Origin of the sequence: Porphyromonas pasteri (assembly GCF_014647755.1) — a bacterium.
In the GTDB taxonomy this organism is placed as follows: domain Bacteria; phylum Bacteroidota; class Bacteroidia; order Bacteroidales; family Porphyromonadaceae; genus Porphyromonas; species Porphyromonas pasteri.
Genome location: NZ_BMPU01000001.1, coordinates 719,462 through 738,815, shown reverse-complemented (window position 1 = coordinate 738,815; position 19,354 = coordinate 719,462). Strand labels below are relative to the sequence as shown.

Sequence of the window (19,354 nt, the reverse complement as noted above, 5' to 3'; positions counted from 1 at the left end):
TGCAGAGCTGAAGGGGAAAGGGTAGATAATGGTCGATGAACAATCCCTACGCCAGCATGATCTGGGTCAGGTCTTGAGGGTATCATCTCAGCTCACCATTATGTGCGGTGAGCACCCCTTTGTCCTTAGTTCTTTCGGGCGCAAAGGTAAGCCAAGGTAGGGCATTTACCAAACAAATAGCGTCCCACGTATAAAAGAGAAGCAGGCGGTCTTACTCATCGATAGAGTAGATCGCCTGCTTTCAGTGCGGCTGAAGGGACTCGAACCCCCACGCCTCGCGGCATCAGATCCTAAGTCTGACGTGGCTACCAATTACACCACAGCCGCCTGTGTGAAGTGCGTTGCCCGTGGGCAAGGCTTCTGTAATTGCGAGGCAAAGGTAGTGATAATATCCGTTGTAGCCAATACCGCTCACCTGATCATCGGGCGATACGGTGCGTCGAGTAGCTCGACCCATCCAGCACGCGTACGAGGTAGAGCCCGCGTGGCAGGGTGCTGAGCGAAAGGTTTGCCTGTGTCGTACCCGTGAGGGTATGGAGGATAAGACGCTTGCCCGTCAGGTCAAAGACCTCCAGACGAAGGAGCTGCTTGCCGAAGACCTCGACACGGCTTTCGCTGGGGAAGTAGCGAAGTTGCCCTTCCTGCTGCGCTTCTTCCTTAGGAGTCGGAGTAGGTGTCGGCTTAGGCTCTGGCTTGGGATCAGGCACGGGCACTGGTGTGGGCTGAGGTGTCGGAGTCGGCTGGGGCGTAGGCTGCGGCTGAGGTGTAGGGGTAGGTACTGGCTCAGGCTCAGGCAGCTCCTCAGTTGCAGGCTCGGCTGGATGGACCACAGCTGTCGGTGGCGTCTCTGGGCTTCGTCCTGTGATGAAGGTCACGTAGACGGCAGGCTCGTTAGGTGCCCAAGCGCTGTACACCGTCTCACCCTGTGTGACCTCTGCCACGACACGGTAGGCTCTACCTGTGATGAGGTTGCCGAGAAGCTGCTGGGTGAGGGCATCGCTCTTGATGATGTTGGTCATCGTGTAGAAGCTCGAGTGGGTGAGGGTACGTGTTGCACAGAGTGTACGGCTCCCCGTGGATGGATCCTCGAGGTAGAGGCGTATCGTGCCGAGAGACGTATTGGATGAAGGAGTCTTCACGCTGACAGCAAGGTATGGGCTACTACCCGTAGTGAGGTCTACGGGGTAGCTCTTGAGTTCTTGCCCTGCGGCATCCGTGATCTGAGCGCCTACGGCCTGTACGCGTCCTGTGATAGGAGCTGATATCGTGAGATAGGTCTCTTCTCGAAGCTGGTAGCGCTGTGTCGGATAGGTGCTGCTCCCATCACCGTGCTTTACCTCAAGTGAGAGGCGATAGCGCCCTGCTTGTATCCCTGTAGGGAGGGTGAGAGGTAGGTGGACAAGACGTGTCTCCATAGGCGTGAACTCCAGCTCAAGCGGTGCTGCTTCTTGGAAGCCCTCGACGAGCTTGCCTGCTTCGTCATAGAGGCGAAGGACGAGCTGGGTGTCGCGGCTGGTGGCAGCGAGATGCTTGATGACAAGGGGAAGACGGACTTCATCACCAGGATAGAGTGCGGGCTGCTGCAGGGGCTCTATGATCTGGAAGCCTCGGTCGAAGCCATCCTCCTCGATGACCTCCACCTCACTCTCTGTGAGACGAAGACCCAGGGTGGGGGCATCCAGGATGAGCTGCCAGGGAGTCCAGCTTCCATCCTCTTGGAGGCGCGAACTCATAGGACGCAGGGCATAGATCCCTGCTGCGAGGCCCTCGATAGCTAAGCGGTCGGTCTCGGCCATCTCCTCACTGATGTACTGCCCATCGACCATCTGTCCATAGAGCTTGACCTTGGTGAAGCCCCCTGCACTGTGGTACTTGGAGGGATAGATACGCAGGAGATGCCCTTCGCTATCGTAGAGTCCATAGCCGTAGTCGCCCTTGAAGGGAAGACCCTTGTTGATGAAGCCAGCGAGGTCTACATCAATGCTTTTCTTGCGTGCACGCTTCATGCCTCCAGCTCCATGCAGGCGGAGGAAGGCTGAGTAGTGACTTGCTAACCCTGACCCCATACCCTTCACTTCATCAGAGAGCGGAGCTGTACCCGTGCGTTTGGGATGGGCTAAGATGATTTGTATCCCTTGGGAGAAGTCGACCTTGCGACCACCAAACTCATTCCCTGCTTGCCCGGGGGCAATGCGTCGGAGGGAATAGTAACCATCGCTTTGTCCGTCCCAGCCAAAGTTCATGTGAAAGAGCCCGTCGGCATCTACTCCGTCCACGACCCAAGCGTGTCCATAGAGCTTGCCTCCACTCCGATTCATCCCACTGACGTAGATGGGGAAGCCCGCTTCAAGCTCTTCTTTCAGAAGGCGCTCGATGGTGCTTATCCCAAGGACCGAGGCCGATAGAGCAGGCGTAGCATCATAGCTGAAGTAGATCGAGAGGGCTGCGGCAGCCTGCTCGGAGGAGGTGCTACTGGCGTACTGGGTGTAGCCCATAGATACGGCGACACCGAGGTCGGACATAAGTTGGGCTACCGAGGTGAAGATCGGATCATCATCGGGGCGTACACGACGGTTATTCCCCGAGCCGATGTAGCGCTCATTGTTCCCATAGACGGGGCGCATATCGCTCCAGCGGTAGTGGCTTGTGGAGAAGTCACGATAGCCGAGCTGATTGTGCGTCTTGGATCCAGTGCCTTGAGTAGGCCACTGATGATAGTACATCACCTGAGCCATAGCCACGGCTACGCACCCAGCATACATGTGCTGCTGGTCGCCATCGCTGTCGGTATAGGTCGGGGTGCCGAGGCTATAGGGGTGGCCTTGCCCCCAGCGCGAGCTAACTAAGGGGGCTATTACCTTCCCGTGCTTTGGTGGATAGGCAAAGGCGCGTGCTTCGCTCTTACCTTGTGCGGCGGGCTGAGGCTGGTCAAGAGTAGAGAAAAGTGCTCTGAGCTCCTGGGGCATGCGCTCCAGGTCAAAGCTCCCACGGTCGCTGTAGCCGATGATAGCTCCCCCTGTATCGTCCTTGGCGATGAGTGCAAAGCCCCCGCTTGCCCCTACATTATATATATAGTAGGTAGGGCGCTCGGTGAGCTGAAGGTGCTGGAGGCTACGTGCGGAGGTCTTGCCGACGCGGAGGACTTGGCGTGCCAGCTGCGACGCTGTCGCTTGGTCAATCGGCTTAGCAAGGGCACTCTCTGAGAGAGCTGTGAGGGAAAGGAGTAGGGTGAGAAAGCGTAGAGGTCTATGCATAGCGTAGGATTAGGATACTATCAGAGGGTGCGTCCCCAGCGAAGGCCGAGGTAAGCCAGCAGGACGCCCCCGATGAGGCTAAGGCTGAGGTAGGCCAGAGCCATAAGAAGCTCCCCACTACGTAGGTAGTTCACGAGGTCAGCCGAGAGGGTGGAGAAGGTAGTGAAGCCACCGCAGAATCCGATGATGAGCAGCGGGCGGTAGTCGGAGCTGAGTCCTGTAGGGCGCATCATCACCCCCAAGAGCAGCCCGATGAGAAGGGAGCCCAAGAGGTTGATGCCCCAGGTCGCCCATGGGGTCGGCCGTCCGAGGAGCTGTGCTGTCCCCCAGCCAATAAGGTATCGGAGGAGGCTCCCTGAGCCTCCTCCGATGAAGATGTATAATAGGGCCTTGAGCGAAAGTGCCTCCATATTTAGCTGTGGAGGGGGCTTAGATACGCTCGAGGACGAGGTCAATAAGCCCCTCGATGCTACCCTTGTAGTCGGTATTCATATTCTGTGCCTTACGCCCAGCGATGATACAGCAGACGGTCATAGCACGGTGCCCCATGAGAGCAGCAAGCCCAGCGAGAGAGGAGCTCTCCATCTCGTAGTTTGTCAGACGGTAGCCCTCGAAGTTGAAGCCCTGAATCTTCTCATTGAGCTTGGGGTCCTGCAGAGGGAGGCGCAGCTGACGACCTTGGGGACCGTAGAAGCCATTAGCAGCGATGGTGTTCCCACGCAGGATGTCATCCTGGCAGATCTGCTGGATGAGGCTCTTGTCTGCAGCGACGACGTAGGGGCGCAGGCCTTCGATCTTCCACTCGAGCTGACTGATGAGAGCTTCTTCGAAGGCGCGATTGCGGATGCGTGCCGTATCAGAGTAGAAGTAGATCACACCGTCGAAGCCGATGGAGTGCTCGGCTGCAACGTAGGTGCCGATAGGAGTCTCGTCCTGCAGGCCGCCCGAGGTACCGACGCGTACGAGGGTCAGCTGACGGAAGGTGTCCTTCTCTTGGCGGGTCTCAAAGTCAATGTTTGCCAGGGCATCCAGCTCATTGAGGACGATGTCGATATTGTCCGTGCCGATGCCGTGGCTGACGATGGAGATGCGCTTGCCCTTGTAAGAGCCCGTGATGGTGTGGAACTCGCGGCTCGATACATTGCACTCGATGGAGTCGAAGCGTGAAGCGACCATATCAACTCGTGCGGGGTCCCCGACGAGGAAGACGCGGTCAGCGAGCTGCTCGGGACGCAGATGAAGGTGGAAGACAGAGCCGTCACCATTGATGATGAGCTCAGAGGTGGGGATGGTACGCTTATTACTCATAAGTATTCTTGATAGGGTAGGGAGGCGAGATGCCTCCAGATGAGTACCTCTCCCCATAAGGAGAGGAGTGGATTACCAAAGATACGCCAACTTTTTTGGACTCTGTTGATTGGGAAGTTATCCTCAGGTTGTTCGCTCCTCGAGTTGTGATCCAGGAGACTTCCATTTGGGTAGGATTATGGAGCAGTCTCCCGAGGGGAGGGAGGTTAACCTATATTAAGACCATTGCGCAAGGCCATCTCTTCAGAGCTTGCACTTTCCTCCTTCGAACTTCTCAGCCTAAAGACCCCGATTTTCGAGGAAAGAAGGTCCGAGTAATGAAGAGGTGGGCTTGCACAATGGTCTCATAATAGGTATATGAGTATGTGAGGCGAGCTATATAGGATGGCGAAGAAAGCTATATAGCTTTGGATTGATTCCTATATAGCTTTGTGAAGTGACCTATATTGGGTTGTTGCTCCGCATAGGGATAAAAGTTGTGGACGAGTGGTAGATAAGTTTGGGCTACGTACGTGGCTCTAATATCTACGTACGTGGATATTTGGATTGACGTGCCTGGTCTTTAAGACTACGTATATAGACAGAGGAAGAGCACTACGGGAAGATGCTTTTTTCTTCACGAGAACGATGCTTTTCCCGCTGCTGAATAAGAAAAATACTCGCGATAAGGCGCAGGGCTTTCGTATCACTTCGGAGAGGTATATCGGGGAGCTGGGCGTGCGATGCCTTAGCACTCTAAATAAAGGACAGGACTCTCGGAATAGTCTCATATTGGTCTCCGCTCCGACCAATATAAGTTCGCTTTCGGACCAATACTGGTCGACGTCGTGACCACTATTGGTTCGCATGCTATACCACTACTGGTTCACTCGTCGACCACTACTGGTTCGTATGCTGTACGACTATTGGTTCGCCCTCCAAACGAATAGTGGTTTACATCCTTCACTTATTTTACCTCGTGTATGCTCTACTCTTAGTCGCTAACTTGCCAGCTTAGGGGAGGAAAGTGAAAAGCCCTTCTCCGAGCGAGGTGCTCAGAGAAGGGCTTGATGCTGTACCAGCCACAGAGGGTGGGGGGGGGAAGCTTAGCCGCGGCGCTTCAGCTCGTCGCGGATTTCGCGCAGGAGCTCGATATCTTCGGGCGTAGCTGCAGGTGCTTCGGGAGCTGCTTCTTCCTTCTTGCGGAAGGCGTTCATGGCCTTAATCATAAGGAAGATACAGAAGGCGATGATGAAGAAGTCCACAGTCGTCTGGACGAAGTTACCCCAGTTCAGCTCAATTGCTTCCTTGACAGTCTCACCAGCTGCATCGAGTTCTGCGGGACGCAGGACGTACTTAGCGTCAGAGAAGCTGCTGCCCGTGATGAGGCCGATAGGAGGCATGATGATGTCATTGACCAGCGAAGTGATGATCTTACCGAAGGCACCACCGATGATGATACCCACAGCCATATCCATGACATTACCCTTGAGGGCGAACTCCTTAAACTCTTGGATGAACTTTCCCATTGCTTGTTTTGCTTTACGTTTTAAGTATTAATTGTAATCTCTTGCAAAGATAATCATAAAATGCAACCTCAAATATTAGCACTTTCTATGGGTGCATGTATAATGTATATGGAGGCGTGCTGAGATATATGTGCTATGAGCGGCTGAGTAGGAGGATGTACCGTAGGTAAGATCCCCTCTGGAGGTGTGTGTGACCTACTGCCTACCTCCTAAAGAATTTGTATCTTTGGCGGTGCGTATGGGCTTGGCTGATGAGGACGAGTACCCTCCATCTGCCGCAGCCCGCGCTTACAACACAACGGAACAGCATGCCTAAAGAGCGGGGAGCCCTTCCCTATGTCTTCTACATCGTGATACTGCTTGCCTCTGTGGCTGCCCTTTGGGGGACGCTCCAGTTAGGTGAGGCACTTACCCCTACGGCATTACGTCCCACAGAAGAAGTCGCGACGCTCTCCACGGCCTTTGGAGACTTCAGTGCCAGCGTCAGACACCATGTACACTCCACCATCGGAGTGCTCCTCCTCCAGATCCTTATTATCCTCCTTGCCGCCCGTCTTATGGGATGGGTCTTCCGCAAGATGCGTCAGCCTGCCGTCATCGGGGAGATCGTCGCAGGGATTCTCTTAGGGCCATCGCTCTTTGGCCATGTGTCTCCAGAGCTCTTTGGTGCACTCTTCCCTACGGAGAGCCTTCCTAATATCCAGTTGCTCAGCAACTTTGGGCTGATCCTCTTTATGTTTGCCATCGGTATGGAGCTCCGCTTAGGGGATATCCGCCGTCAGCTCAAGAGTAGCCTTATCATCAGCCATGCTGGGATCTTCATCCCATTTGCACTCTCCCTACCACTCAGCTACGCTATATATACGGAGTATGCCTCGAGCCTAACGAACTTCACGCCCTTTGCTCTCTTTATCGGGATCTCCATGAGTATCACGGCCTTCCCTGTACTGGCACGTATCATCCAGGAGAACCATCTACAGCGCACGCACCTCGGGAAGCTCTCCCTCTCTACGGCTGCTGCTGGTGATATCACCGCTTGGCTCATGCTCGCTGCGATCATCGCGATCTCGCAGAGTGGGAGTATCTTGAGCACAGGCTACAATCTACTCTTCCTCATCGCCTACCTGCTGGTGATGTTTGGCATCATCCGTCCGCTCTTCCGTGTAGCGGGGAAGGTGTACAACAATACGGAGGTCATCAGCCATGGTATGGTCGGGGTGATCTTCATCCTCCTCCTGCTCTCCTCCTACATCACCGAGCTGCTGAGTATGCACGCCCTCTTCGGAGCCTTTATGCTCGGGCTCGTCATGCCAGAGGATCTCTCCTTCCGCAAGATTCTCACCGACAAGATCGAGGATGTCTCGCTGATGCTCTTCCTTCCGCTCTTCTTCGTGTCGAGCGGCTTGCAGACCGAGCTGGGGCTGATTGATAGCCCTGCTACATGGGTGCTCCTCGGGCTCTTCACTCTTGTCGCTGTCGTTGGGAAGGTCGGTGGCACCTATGTCTCTGCACGCTTCTCTGGCGAGAGCCCTAAGAGCAGCATCTATCTCGGTGCCTTCATGAATACGCGTGGGCTGATGGAGCTCGTCGTCTTGGGTATCGGCTATGAGATGAAGATCCTGCCTCCGACGATCTATGCGGTGCTGGTGCTGATGACGGTGATCACAACGGTGATGACGATGCCGATGGTGCATCTGATCAATGTCTTCATCCGCATGAAGGAGCGTAAGCGTGACCGCATCGAGACTATTGATAAGCAGGCTGGAGCTAAGGTGCTCCTCTCCTTTGGTCGTCCTTCCTCGGGGGCTACGCTGCTGCATCTGACGAATCAGCTCCTGCGTCGTGGTGGCGCTCACCCCAATGTGACGGCCCTGCACATCACTACTGACAAGGATATCAATCCCATCGAGGCGGATAAGTTCTACCAAGACAGCTTCCGCCCCATCCTTCGTGCTGCCGAAGAGCTGGAGCAGCCTCTCGAGACCGACTATATCGTAGCTGATGAGGTAGAGAGTGCGGTGCTGAATAAGCTCACTTCGGAGCGCTACAACCTCCTGATCGTAGGGGCTGGCGTACGTCTCTCCTCGGATGAAGATGACCGTGAGGCCAGCTCGATGCGTCAGCAGATGAGCCGCTTCATGGGCTCACTGCCGATGCGCACCACGGAGAGCCTCCTCTCCATCCACAGCATGCTGCGCGACAAGATGGCCTTCTTCGTGCACCGTGCCCCCTGCTCGGTAGGTATCCTGCTGAGCCGTTCCTTTGATTCACCTAAGCATATCCTCGTGTATGTGCGTAGCGCCAGCGACCTGCGTCTCTTGCCCTATGCCCGCACGATGGCCGAAAATAATCAGGCTACACTGCGTATTGTCCTCTCCACAGGAGTCGTACGTGAGAGCCTCAATTCTCATCCTGGAGAAGAGATTATCGCGACAGATAAGCTCTGCTCTGTCCCCACCGAGTGTGACCTCGTGGTCGTCAGCTACACCTATTGGCAGGAGTCCTTTGATTCTTGTGAAGAGCTTCTTGCACAGCTTCCCTCCACCTTGATACTCAATCTCAAATAGGTCCACTCCTCATCACTTCACGCCAGCAACTGGCCTCAACGCACAAAGACTATGACGAAGTTAGCAGCAAATGACCCATGGCTTAAGCCCTACGAAGAGCGTATCCGCCGTCGCATGGAGTTCACTCATGCCCGTGAGCGCTCGATCACTCAAGGTGGAGATATTCCCTTGGAGCAGTTTGCCGACGGCTACCTTCACTATGGCCTACACCATGATAAGGAGAAGGGATGCTGGATCCTCCGTGAGTTCCTCCCTGGAGCTCAGAGTGTGCATCTCATTGGCTCATTCAACAACTGGCAGACGATGTCGGTGTGGAAGCTCAAGCGTGTCGATGACTATGGCAACTGGGAGATCTGCATCTCAGACAAGGCAATGCATCACGGTGACTTCTATCGCCTCTTTGTCCACTGGGGCTATGGGAGTGGTGAGCGTATCCCCGCCTGGGCTACTCGTGTAGTGCAAGACCCCTCGACGGGTATCTTCAGCGCTCAGGTCTGGGCACCTGAGGATAGCTATACCTTCCGTCACGCACGTCCAGCTCGCACCGAAGAGCCTCTCATGATCTACGAGTGTCACATCGGTATGTCGTCAGAGGAGGGCAAGGTAAGTAGCTACCGTGAGTTCCAAGAGAAGGTCCTTCCCCGTATCATTGACCTCGGATACAACGCCATTCAGATCATGGCTATCCAAGAGCATCCTTACTATGGCTCCTTTGGCTACCATGTATCGAGCTTCTTCGCACCTAGCAGCCGCTTCGGTACGCCCGACGAACTGAAGGCGCTCATCGACGCAGCTCACGCAGCTGGTCTCAAGGTCATCATGGACCTCGTGCACAGCCATGCCGTGCGCAATGAGGTCGAGGGGCTGGCATGCTATGACGGCTCCCGCACACTCTTCTTCCACGAAGGTCCTCGTGGTGATCATCCCGCTTGGGACTCGCTGTGCTTCGACTATGGGCGCAACAACGTCATCCACTTCCTCCTCTCCAACTGTAAATACTGGCTGGAGGTCTTCCAGTTCGACGGCTTCCGCTTTGACGGCGTCTCCTCGATGCTGTACTACAACCACGGCCTCGGTGAGTGCTTTACCTCGTACTCCGACTACTTCAATGGTCATCAGGATGCCGATGCTATGGCGTACCTCACGCTGGCCAATAAGCTGATCCATAGCGTCTACCCCGACGCGATCACGATCGCCGAAGAGGTAAGCGGTATGCCTGGTCTCGCTGCTCCCATTGAGGACGGAGGCTTTGGCTTTGACTACCGCCTCTCGATGAATATCCCCGACTTCTGGACGAAGCTCATCACGGATCACCCCGACGAAGAATGGAGCCCAGGTGCGATCTGGTATGAGCTCACGAATCGTCGTGAAGATGAGAAGACCATCAGCTATGCTGAGAGTCATGACCAGGCACTAGTGGGCGACAAGACGCTCATCTTCCGCTTGGCCGATGCCGATATGTACTGGCACATGAGCCACTCAAGCCGCACACTTGTCACCGACCGCGCTATCGCTCTCAATAAGCTCATTCGCCTTGTGACCGCTACGACGATGAATGGGGGCTACCTCAACTTCATGGGAAATGAGTTCGGTCACCCCGAATGGATTGACTTCCCACGCGAAGGTAATGGCTGGTCCTACCACTATGCACGCCGTCAGTGGAGCCTCGCAGATAATGCAGATCTCCTCTACCATGACCTGCAGGAATTCGACCGTGCGATGGTTCGCTTCATCGACTCGGTGAAGACCTTCCCCTCACTCCCTATTGAGCAATATCACATCCACGAGGAGGATAAGACTCTGGCTTTCGGGCGTGGGGACTACCTCTTCGTCTTCAATTTCCACCCCACACGCTCTCACGTCGACTATCCTATCAATGTCCCTGAGGGCGAATATACCGTCGTCATCGATACCGACAGTAAGGCCTTTGGTGGCTATGGCCTTATCGACGACAGTCTCATCTATGCCACGCAGCCTGCCGAGAAGGCTGAGACTGCAGCCTGCTCAGCTCTGGCACCGCTGCGCCTCTACCTCCCCGCACGTACGGCTCTAGTGCTCAAGCGTAACACAAACAATTAAATGACTCTCCATAGTGGTGAGCCCCAATCAACTTACACGTCAAATGAGTATCAACACAAAGAACATTGCCATCTTCGCAGGCTCTGCTTCGCTGGAACTGGCTGGAAAGATCGCCGAAGCCCTGGGTATTAACCTCGGTGATATGCAGGTAGAGCATTTCGCTGACGGCGAATTCTCTGTCTACTACAAGGACAGTATCCGTGGTAAGGATGTCTTCCTCGTACAGTCCACCTATCCCTCTTCGGACAACATCATGGAGCTTCTCCTGATGGTCGATGCTGCTAAGCGTGCTTCCGCACACTACATCGCTGCGGTCATCCCTTACTTCGGATGGGCTCGTCAGGACCGTAAGGACAAGCCCCGTGTATCTATCGGGGCGAAGCTCATGGCAGACCTGCTGAGCACGGCAGGGGTCACACGCGTCATCACTATGGACCTGCACGCTGACCAGATCCAGGGCTTCTTCAACGTGCCTGTGGATCACCTCTACGCCTCTATGGTCTTCATCGACTACCTGCGCCAGACCTCAGACCTCGAGCGCACGGTCATCGCTACGCCAGACGTCGGTGGTGCTAAGCGAGCTAACTCCTATGCAAAATTCCTCGGCGTGCCCATGGTCATCTGCCACAAGAGCCGTGCTAAGGCCAACGAAGTCGCTGAGATGACGATCATTGGGGATGTCACGGATAAGGACGTCATCCTCGTGGACGATATCGTTGATACGGCAGGGACGATCTGTAAGGCTGCTGACCTGATGATACAGAATGGCGCTCGTAGTGTCCGTGCTGTAGCCAGCCACGCAGTACTGAGTGATCCTGCTACCGAGCGTATCAATGCTTCGGCACTCAAGGAAATGATCTTCACTGACTCCATCCCCCTGCGTAAGCACTCGGATAAGATCCACATCGTGTCGGTAGCCAATATCTTCGCTGAGGCTATCAATCGTGTGATCAATCACGAGTCGATCAGCATCCTTTACTCTATCTAAAGGCAACCCTCTTCGTAGAGGAGCCCTATCACAGCCCCGCCCCCACACTTGTGGAGGCGGGGTTTACTTTGCCTTCGTCGCGAAGGCCTATAAATGAATGTGTATGAAGAAGCGTGAATACATCGAGGCTAATAAGGCTTGGCTCAAAGCGAAGTCTCAAGAAGCTGGTATTAAGTCCTTGCCCAAAGGTGCCTATTACAAGGTAATTACCGAAGGACGTGCAGATGGTAAGCATCCGTCGCCTCGTAGCATCGTCACGGCTCACTATACGGGGCGGACGATTGATGGGCAGGTCTTTGATAGTACGGAGGGTGATGTGCCTGCAGCCTTCCGCCTGAGTGATCTCATCGAGGGCTGGATCATTGCCCTACAGCAGATGTGTATCGGTGACCGCTGGGAAGTCTATCTCCCTGCAGAGCTGGCCTATGGTCGCTATGCGCAGCCTGGCATCCCCGCAGGCTCAACCCTAATCTTCGAGCTGGAGCTCGTCAGTATCGCATGATGCAGCTTTTCGGACTACAGCCCGCTGATCTCGTCTTAGTACTCCTACTCCTGCTCAATGCCCTGACCTTTGTCGTCTATGGCGTCGATAAGTGGCGTGCTCGAGGAGGACGCTGGCGCATCCCCGAGCGGACGCTCCTTCTCTTGGCTGCCTTCGGTGGAGCCTTAGGTGCCTGCCTTGGGATGGTCGTGTGGAATCATAAGACTTCACACAAGCGTTTTCGTTATCTCGTCCCTGTCTTCGTCCTGCTCCAAGGGCTGCTGGCATCCTATTTCCTGCGCCTCTATTGAGCCTGCTTCTTTCGCATCAACCAGCTCCTTTAATAGCCTTATAGATAGAGGCCCTATGGAGAGGCGAAACGAACCAGTACTGGTCGGTGAAGTGACCAGTACTGCTCGAAGTGTGAACCAGTACTGGTCAATATATCTTACCAGTACTGCTTTGCTTGGTGACCAGTACTGGTTGCTTTATCTAGTAGGTAGATAGGCTTTGCTGGATGACCTCTCTTTCGTGCAATATGTAGGGGAAGTCGCATCTGCTTTTGATAGCTTGGGAGGCAGTCCTGTAGTAGGTGCTACTTGGTGTTTTTTACTCCAGTAGTCTATCGTCTCGTATGGTATTAATGCTTATATTTGTGTAGTAATACTAACCCCGGTAGTAAAAAAGACTATGCACACAGACAACTATTGTGTCATCATGGGCGGAGGCGTAGGCAGCCGCTTTTGGCCATATAGCCGTGAGGCCAAGCCGAAGCAGTTCCTCGATATCTTCGCCACAGGTCGCACCCTTCTTCAGATGACTTATGATCGCTTCTCTAAGGTAATCCCTAAGGAGAACTTTGTCGTCGTCACCAACGCTATCTACCGAGACCTTGTGCTGGAGCAGCTCCCCGAGCTGACCCCAGGGCAGATCCTCCTAGAGCCTATGCGCCGCAATACAGCTCCTTGTATCGGCTGGGCGACATATCACATCTACGCAAAGAATCCCAACGCTAATGTCTTGGTCACACCTGCTGACCACCTGATCCTGCAGGAGGATGCTTTCGACGAAGCTATCCGCCGCTCGCTGGACTATGTGAAGGCGCATCCCAAGCTGGTTACTCTTGGTGTACGCCCCTCACGTCCTGAGACGGGCTATGGCTACATCCAGTTCACAGACTGTGAGGATGAGCACTTTGTGAAGGTGAAGACCTTTACGGAGAAGCCCAATATCGAGATGGCGAAGGTCTTCTACGAGAGTGGGGAATTCCTCTGGAATAGTGGGATGTTCGCATGGAACGTGCAGACGATCCTCGATGCCTTCCATCAGTACCTGCCCTCGCTGACTTCTATCCTCGACGAGGTGAAGGGTGCTTATGCTACCGATGAGGAGCAGAGCCGTGTCAGCCAAGTCTTCTCTGAGTGCCCCAATATCTCGATTGACTACGCTGTCTTGGAGAAGGCGGACAACGTCATGGTGCTTCCCGTCGACTTTGGCTGGGCAGACCTCGGTACCTGGGGCTCGCTCTATGAGCTCAAGCGTGAGGAGCCTCGTGCGAATGTGGCTCTCCACACCAAGGCTCTCTTCTATGAGGCTGAGGGCAATATCGTTTCGCTCGATGGAGATCCAGAGAAGCAGCTGGTCGTCGTCCAGGGGATCAATGACTGTATCGTAGCTCAGAGCAAGGGAGTCCTCTTGATCTGTAAGCGCGATGAAGAGCAGCGCATCAAGGAATTCATGGGCGAAGCATCCGTCCAATTTGATAAGAAGTTCGACTAATCATTTAGTCCTATATAAAGCAAGCGCGGGCGAATCACCATTGGTGATTCGCCCGCGCTTGCTTTTGTTTACTCCGATAGGGGCTTCGTTAGAAGGCTCCCTTGACGGCGATGAGTGCGGTGGCAAAGGCTTCCATCCCTTCGCGGCGACCGACGAAGCCCATACGCTCGGCTGTCGTAGCCTTTAGCGAGATGGCACTCTCAGGGATGCCCATAACCTCGGCCATCACACGACGCATCTCGGGGATGTGCGGGTTGATCTTCGGTGCTTCTGCAGCTACTGTCGCATCAATGTTGCCGATCTCATAGCCTGCTTCACGCACGAGGGCGCAGCTACGGCTGAGGAGGATCTTGCTGTCAATGCCCTTGTAGGCCATGTCGGATGGGGGGAAGTGCACCCCGATATCACCGAGGGCAGCCGCTCCGAGGAGGGCGTCACATACAGCGTGGAGGAGGACGTCAGCATCGGAGTGTCCTTCGAGGCCCTGCTCAAAGGGGATCTTCACGCCGCCGAGCCAAAGCTCGTAGCCGTCACTGAGGCGGTGGACGTCATAGCCGAAGCCCGTCCGGAAAGGTATCTGTGGCATATATTTTACTTGAGTAGTCCGCGGATGCCGTCCATATCGAAGGCCAGCGTGAAGCGGAGAGTCTGATCGAGTGGATTGTCGGAGATCGTAGAGATGAGGTAGGAGGCATCGATGCGGAAGGCGCTCATGCGGAAGCCTGCCCCAGCGGTGAGGGCTTGTAGGTTCCCCTTGTTGGGATGGAGATAGCTGTAGCCAGCACGCACGAAGAACTTATCGCAGTAGTTGTACTCGGCACCGAGGCTCCAACGGATTTCTTTGAGCTCTTCACCGAAGCCACCAGGTGCATCGCCGAGGCTCTTGAAGATCCCAGCGATGGCAGAGGTCTTCCGGTAGTCAGCGATCTTCTGTACATCTCCCGTGGGTGGTGTGGGGACGAGGAGCTTATTAGCCTCGAGGTTTACGGAGATCATGTTCTCCTTGTCGATGGGGTAGAGAAGTCCCGTACCCAGACCGAGATTCGTGGGGATGAAGGAGGAAGTCATCCCTCCGTCGAAGGAGATCTTCGTGCCGATATTGCGGATGTTGAAGCCCTTTGTCCACAGGCACTCAGCCCCACCGATCGTGATGTACTTCTGGTGGTAGCCCGCGATGTCGGCGGCGAAGGCCGACCCAGGGCGGTCACCTTGCTCACGGCTTCCCTGATCCGAATGGATGTAGCGCAGGGCTACAGCGAGGGAGAAGTTGGGAGAGAGCTTACGGGCGTAGCTCGCATCGATGGCAAACTCATTGGGGTGCGATACTCCGAGGCTCTTCCCCGAAGCATCCCATGTCGTGAGCTTACCCATGGTGAAGTAGCGGAGCGAAGCACCGATGGTCTGGGTACTGTCACTCCCGATACGGAAGTAACCGCCAGCATGCATCAGTGCAATGTCACTCACCAGTCGCGATAGCCAAGGAGTATAGCCGAGAGATAAGCCGGCCTTACTATCTATGAAGGCAAACTTAGCGGGATTCCAATACTGAGAGTAGGGGTCGGCTATGGTCGATACACCGACATCGCCCATACCAGAGGCCCGTGCATCGGGGCTAATCTGCAGCGATGGTACCGCAGCCGTTACGGGATTGAAGTAACGGGCTTCCTGGGCCTTGGCACTTCCGAAGCATGCGAGAGTGCAGAGAGCGAGTGCCGTAAGGGTTGTCTTTTGGGTCATATTCCTGGGGTATGCTCCCTATGGAAGGGGGGATTAGAGAAGGATACCGAGTTGTACCATGGCGCAAATATACGACTATCCACCCATGTAGCACGCTATTAGCCTCTTTGGCTAACGCTTCTTTCCCTTGCGTGAGGACTTAGAGGAGGCTTTGTGCAAAGCCTTCTTGCTACTCTTGCTGTGCTCACTATGCTTCTTCCCCTTGGTTGCTACCTTCTTCGTGGGGGCAGGGAGCGGAGGAAGAGGCTGCTGGGTGAAGAGCCCTGTCAAGAGGCGGGTGAAGGTCGCACGCGCCTCGGCACTATTGATGGCTCCGTTGGCGATGTAGACGATGCTGTACCACTTGTCCTCATGAAGGAGGTAGCCTGCATAGCCACGTACGCCGCGCATAGAGCCACTCTTGAGGTAGGCGGTCACTTCGCTCGGGATGGAGAGACTGCGCACTGTGCCCTCAACGCCCGCCTCGGGGAGTGAGGCTAAGAAAGGCTTGTGCAGTGCTTGGTCACGCCAGAGCTCTGAGAGGATGAGGCTGAGTGCACCGGAGGAGAGGTGTCCCTCGGGGCTGAGCCCAGAGCCATCCATAGGGTAGAATTCGGTCGGAGTAAGTCCCAGACGCTCTCGCCAGTAGGAGCGCATCACCGTAGGCTGACCTGTCTTGCGCTGCTCGTAGCTATTGAGTGCATAGGCAAGGCCTTCAGCATAGATATTGGAGCTGCGGACGTTCGTGATCTTCGCGAGGGTATCTGCAGGGAGTGAAGTGTAGTAGCCGAGCGTATCGAGACCCGTGATGAGCTCGTCATAGTTGAGCTCTGGGCGATCTTGTAGGTCAATACCCTCGAGGCGCAGGCCTTCATTGAGCCACATCGTGGCGTAGCTGGGAGGGTCAGGCATCGTCCAGCGTAGGTGCCGACCCGAGAGGCCTTCGCGTACGGTCCCCGAGATGAGGAGGGTGTCGGCTCTACGCATCGGGGTGAGGTCCAGTCGTGTTGAACCACCGAGAAGTAGCTCCTGACGTGTGGGGACGAGGAGTGAGGCGACATTTGGCTCCACGACTGGCTGCTCCCCATCGCTGGAGAAGAGGTAGAGGTCGGCGTAGTTGTCTGCGATGTTAAATCCTGAGATGGGAGCACCATAGTACTCGTCAAGGTCTTCGTCGGCCCAAGTCTCATTGAAGAACGGACGGGGGAAGCCCTTGAGATCAATGATTAGACGTCCCGTGATACGGCTGATCCCACGCTCCTCAAGCAGCGCCTTGACTTCGCTGATGAGGCGCTTCTGATTGGGGATGTAGTGTGAGCCGAGTGATGGATCTGCAGAGGCCTTCAGTACCAAGTCCCCGTGCAGTGTCTCGCCATCGACCTGCCCGCGGATCATCACGGGGATATGGAAGCGGTAGTCGTGCCCACGTAGTGCGAGGAAGGCTCCCGTCGTGGGGATCTTCACCAGCGAGGCGGGGCGGAAGGCTTCGGACGTGCGGTGAGCAAGTACGGGCTCTCCCGTCTGGAGGTCGCGTACGAGAGCTGTGACACGTACCCCAGGACGCTGCTCATAGTGGCGCAGTATCTCGATAGCTTCGGGGTAAGGCTGCGAGTAGACTGGTGCGGTGAGAGCAAAAAGGCTGAGGAGAAGGAATAGGTGAGCGCGAAGGGACATCTGATGGTCGGGACTACATAAGCTGGGAGAGGGAAGGAGGGAGAAGAAGAGAGGCTACCCCTACATGTGGTAGGGATAGCCTCTGTAGGTTGGGCGATGGGAGCACGCAGAGGTGCTCTATCGCTTAGGCTGAGCTGTGGCTTACTTGTTGCCCTTAGCCATAGCACCACGTGCAGCACGGGTGAGCTTAACGGCGCAGACGACAGCGTTCTTAGCGTTGATGACTTCGAGACCTTCGAAGCTGAGGGCACCGACCTGGATGGTCTTACCAAGACCAAGCTCCGTAACGTCGATGAAGAGCTTCTCGGGGATCTCCGTGTAAGGAGCGCGTACCTTGAGCTTACGCATTTCGAGGCTGAGCTTACCCCCTGCCTTCACACCTTCAGCGTGACCAGTGAGGACGACGGGAACTTCCATGACGATAGGCTTGTTAGCTTCTACCTGAAGGAAGTCGAGGTGGAGGATAGCGTCAGTGACGGGGTGGAACTGGAGGTCCTTGAGGACAGCCTTGACCTGACGGCCTTCGATGTCGATGTCGATAGCGAAGATGTCTGGAGAGTAGACGAGGTTACGTACGCCATCCTGGCTTACGGTGAAGTGGAGTACTTCGTTGCCTCCGTAGAGGACTGCGGGGATCTGATCACCAGCGCGGAGGCCCTTAGCGGCCTTCTTACCGAGCTCGTTGCGGAGCTGGCCTGAGAGTTGGAAAGTCTTCATTCTCTTTGTTTTAAATTGTGTTACTCAAAATTAGTGTCTTCTAATTTCCCATCACACGAGTCCTCTCTGTCCGCGGAGGAAGGAGGGCTTCTCGTCTTTCGAGACAATCGTCGAACGGCGCAAAGGTAGTGATTTTCATCGACATCCCGACATATCCTCTGCGAATAGCTGGTGCTTCCAAGGCCTCAGCTTCCTCTCCCTCCAGCCGATAGGGCAATTCTTTGTAGCTTTGCTCCACCATAGCCCCTATAAACAGATGAAGAAAGAAGATCTACGTATCGTATATATGGCGACGGCGGACTTTGCCCTGCCGTCCCTCCAGCGCCTCGTCGAAGGTGGATACAACATCGTGGCAGTCGTCACGATGCCTGATAAGCCCGCAGGTCGTGGGCATAAGCTCAAGCAGAGCAGCATCAAGATCTACGCCGAATCGGTAGGACTCGAGGTCCTCCAGCCTGAGCGACTCAAGGATGAAGCCTTCGTCGGTCGCCTGAAGGAACTACGCCCCGATCTCGGTATCGTGGTCGCCTTCCGTATGCTCCCCGAGGTCGTCTGGTCACTCCCCCGCTTCGGGACGATCAACCTCCACGGCTCACTCCTGCCTAAGTACCGTGGTGCAGCTCCCATCCATTGGTCGATCATCAATGGCGAGACGGAGACGGGGGTCACGACCTTCCGCCTGCGCCATGAGCTCGACACCGGGGATATCCTCTTGCAAGCGAGCCTACCTATCGGGCCAGAGGATTGTGTGGGGAAGATCCACGATGAGCTGATGCTCCTCGGAGCAGAGACGCTCCAGCGCAGTGTCGACCTCTTCCTCGCAGATGAAGAGCCCAAGGCTAAGCCCCAGAGCCTCTATGAGGCGAATCCCACGCATGCGCCTAAGCTGACGAAGGAGAATACCCAGCTACACTGGGATCGCCCAGCGGTAGAGCTGAATAATCTCGTGCGTGGTCTGTCTCCTTACCCTGCAGCATGGTGCCTCCTTTCCTTTGCTGGTGAAGAAGCTCAGCCCTTTAAGATCCTGGAGACGGCTGTCAGCGGTGAAGAGCTCCCCACGGAGGAGCACCCCATCGGCTCTGTCATCATCACGGGCCGACGTAGTCTGGAGATTCAGACCTCTGCGGGGCGTCTTGCTATCAAGACCCTACAGCCAGCGGGGAAGAAGGCGATGCCTGCCTCAGCCTTCCTCAATGGACTCCATCTGAAGTAAGCCTTTCTCATAGATTAGCTCCCGAGAGAGCTATCTCCTTATATGCCACCGGGCGGCCACCTCCATCGTG

Annotated in this window: 15 protein-coding genes, 1 tRNA gene and 1 riboswitch; of the genes, 7 read left to right on the top strand and 9 right to left on the bottom strand. The window is 55.4% G+C overall.

Annotated features, from left to right (window positions below; translation table 11 throughout):
* Window positions 1–26: 26 nt before the first annotated feature.
* Window positions 27–129: riboswitch (TPP riboswitch) on the bottom strand.
* Window positions 130–245: 116 nt separating this feature from the next.
* The 5 genes from IEX77_RS02860 to mscL form a co-directional block, all read right to left on the bottom strand.
* Window positions 246–327: transfer RNA gene (locus IEX77_RS02860), tRNA-Leu, on the bottom strand.
* Between the two features lie 92 nt (window positions 328–419).
* Window positions 420–3,254 (bottom strand): C10 family peptidase, encoded by a 2,835-nt coding sequence (locus IEX77_RS02855; RefSeq protein ID WP_188807612.1) that lies wholly within the window; start codon window positions 3,252–3,254, stop codon window positions 420–422.
* Between the two features lie 20 nt (window positions 3,255–3,274).
* The gene (gene crcB / locus IEX77_RS02850) at window positions 3,275–3,664 is read right to left on the bottom strand and encodes a fluoride efflux transporter CrcB (RefSeq protein ID WP_188807611.1); all 390 of its coding nucleotides are present in this window, start codon (window positions 3,662–3,664) and stop codon (window positions 3,275–3,277) included.
* A gap of 19 nt (window positions 3,665–3,683) precedes the next feature.
* The gene (locus IEX77_RS02845; RefSeq protein WP_188807610.1) at window positions 3,684–4,562 is read right to left on the bottom strand and encodes a nucleoside phosphorylase; all 879 of its coding nucleotides are present in this window, start codon (window positions 4,560–4,562) and stop codon (window positions 3,684–3,686) included.
* Between the two features lie 1,085 nt (window positions 4,563–5,647).
* Window positions 5,648–6,070: a large-conductance mechanosensitive channel protein MscL gene (mscL, locus tag IEX77_RS02840; RefSeq protein ID WP_188807609.1), complete on the bottom strand. Its 423-nt coding sequence runs from the start codon at window positions 6,068–6,070 to the stop codon at window positions 5,648–5,650.
* Window positions 6,071–6,378: 308 nt separating this feature from the next.
* On the opposite strand from mscL, the gene IEX77_RS02835 reads away from it, so the two are divergent.
* From IEX77_RS02835 to IEX77_RS02810, 6 genes are all read left to right on the top strand, one after another.
* Window positions 6,379–8,637, top strand: coding sequence for a cation:proton antiporter (locus IEX77_RS02835; protein ID WP_188807608.1), 2,259 nt, complete (start codon window positions 6,379–6,381; stop codon window positions 8,635–8,637).
* 51 nt (window positions 8,638–8,688) lie between these two features.
* Complete coding sequence (locus tag IEX77_RS02830) at window positions 8,689–10,716, top strand: alpha amylase C-terminal domain-containing protein (protein ID WP_188807607.1); 2,028 nt, start codon at window positions 8,689–8,691, stop codon at window positions 10,714–10,716.
* Window positions 10,717–10,759: 43 nt separating this feature from the next.
* On the top strand, window positions 10,760–11,704 hold the full coding sequence (locus IEX77_RS02825; protein ID WP_188807606.1) for a ribose-phosphate pyrophosphokinase: 945 nt from the start codon (window positions 10,760–10,762) through the stop codon (window positions 11,702–11,704).
* A 103-nt stretch (window positions 11,705–11,807) separates the two neighbouring features.
* A complete protein-coding gene (gene bamJ, locus IEX77_RS02820) occupies window positions 11,808–12,206 on the top strand; it encodes a BamJ family beta-barrel-assembly machinery protein (protein ID WP_188807605.1) in 399 nt (132 codons plus the stop codon).
* On the top strand, window positions 12,203–12,496 hold the full coding sequence (locus tag IEX77_RS02815) for a DUF1294 domain-containing protein (protein ID WP_188807604.1): 294 nt from the start codon (window positions 12,203–12,205) through the stop codon (window positions 12,494–12,496). Before bamJ ends, IEX77_RS02815 begins: the two co-directional genes overlap by 4 nt.
* Before the next feature lie 379 nt (window positions 12,497–12,875).
* On the top strand, window positions 12,876–13,964 hold the full coding sequence (locus IEX77_RS02810; protein ID WP_188807603.1) for a mannose-1-phosphate guanylyltransferase: 1,089 nt from the start codon (window positions 12,876–12,878) through the stop codon (window positions 13,962–13,964).
* Between the two features lie 88 nt (window positions 13,965–14,052).
* Here the strand turns inward: IEX77_RS02810 and ispF are convergent, their stop codons facing one another.
* The 4 genes from ispF to IEX77_RS02790 all read right to left on the bottom strand — a co-directional run bounded on the left by ispF (window position 14,053) and on the right by IEX77_RS02790 (window position 18,071).
* Window positions 14,053–14,550 carry a 2-C-methyl-D-erythritol 2,4-cyclodiphosphate synthase gene (gene ispF, locus IEX77_RS02805; RefSeq protein ID WP_188807602.1) on the bottom strand — a complete coding sequence of 166 codons (498 nt, stop codon included), beginning with the start codon at window positions 14,548–14,550 and terminating at the stop codon, window positions 14,053–14,055.
* 5 nt (window positions 14,551–14,555) lie between these two features.
* On the bottom strand, window positions 14,556–15,701 hold the full coding sequence (gene porV, locus IEX77_RS02800) for a type IX secretion system outer membrane channel protein PorV (RefSeq protein ID WP_188807601.1): 1,146 nt from the start codon (window positions 15,699–15,701) through the stop codon (window positions 14,556–14,558).
* A gap of 111 nt (window positions 15,702–15,812) precedes the next feature.
* Window positions 15,813–17,354: a D-alanyl-D-alanine carboxypeptidase/D-alanyl-D-alanine endopeptidase gene (dacB, locus tag IEX77_RS02795; RefSeq protein ID WP_188807600.1), complete on the bottom strand. Its 1,542-nt coding sequence runs from the start codon at window positions 17,352–17,354 to the stop codon at window positions 15,813–15,815.
* 141 nt (window positions 17,355–17,495) lie between these two features.
* Entirely contained in the window at window positions 17,496–18,071 is a 576-nt protein-coding gene (locus tag IEX77_RS02790) for a 50S ribosomal protein L25/general stress protein Ctc (protein ID WP_188807599.1), read from the bottom strand.
* Between the two features lie 256 nt (window positions 18,072–18,327).
* Between IEX77_RS02790 and fmt the strand changes: the two genes are divergently transcribed.
* Entirely contained in the window at window positions 18,328–19,284 is a 957-nt protein-coding gene (gene fmt, locus IEX77_RS02785; protein ID WP_009433818.1) for a methionyl-tRNA formyltransferase, read from the top strand.
* The last annotated feature ends 70 nt before the right edge of the window (window positions 19,285–19,354 follow it).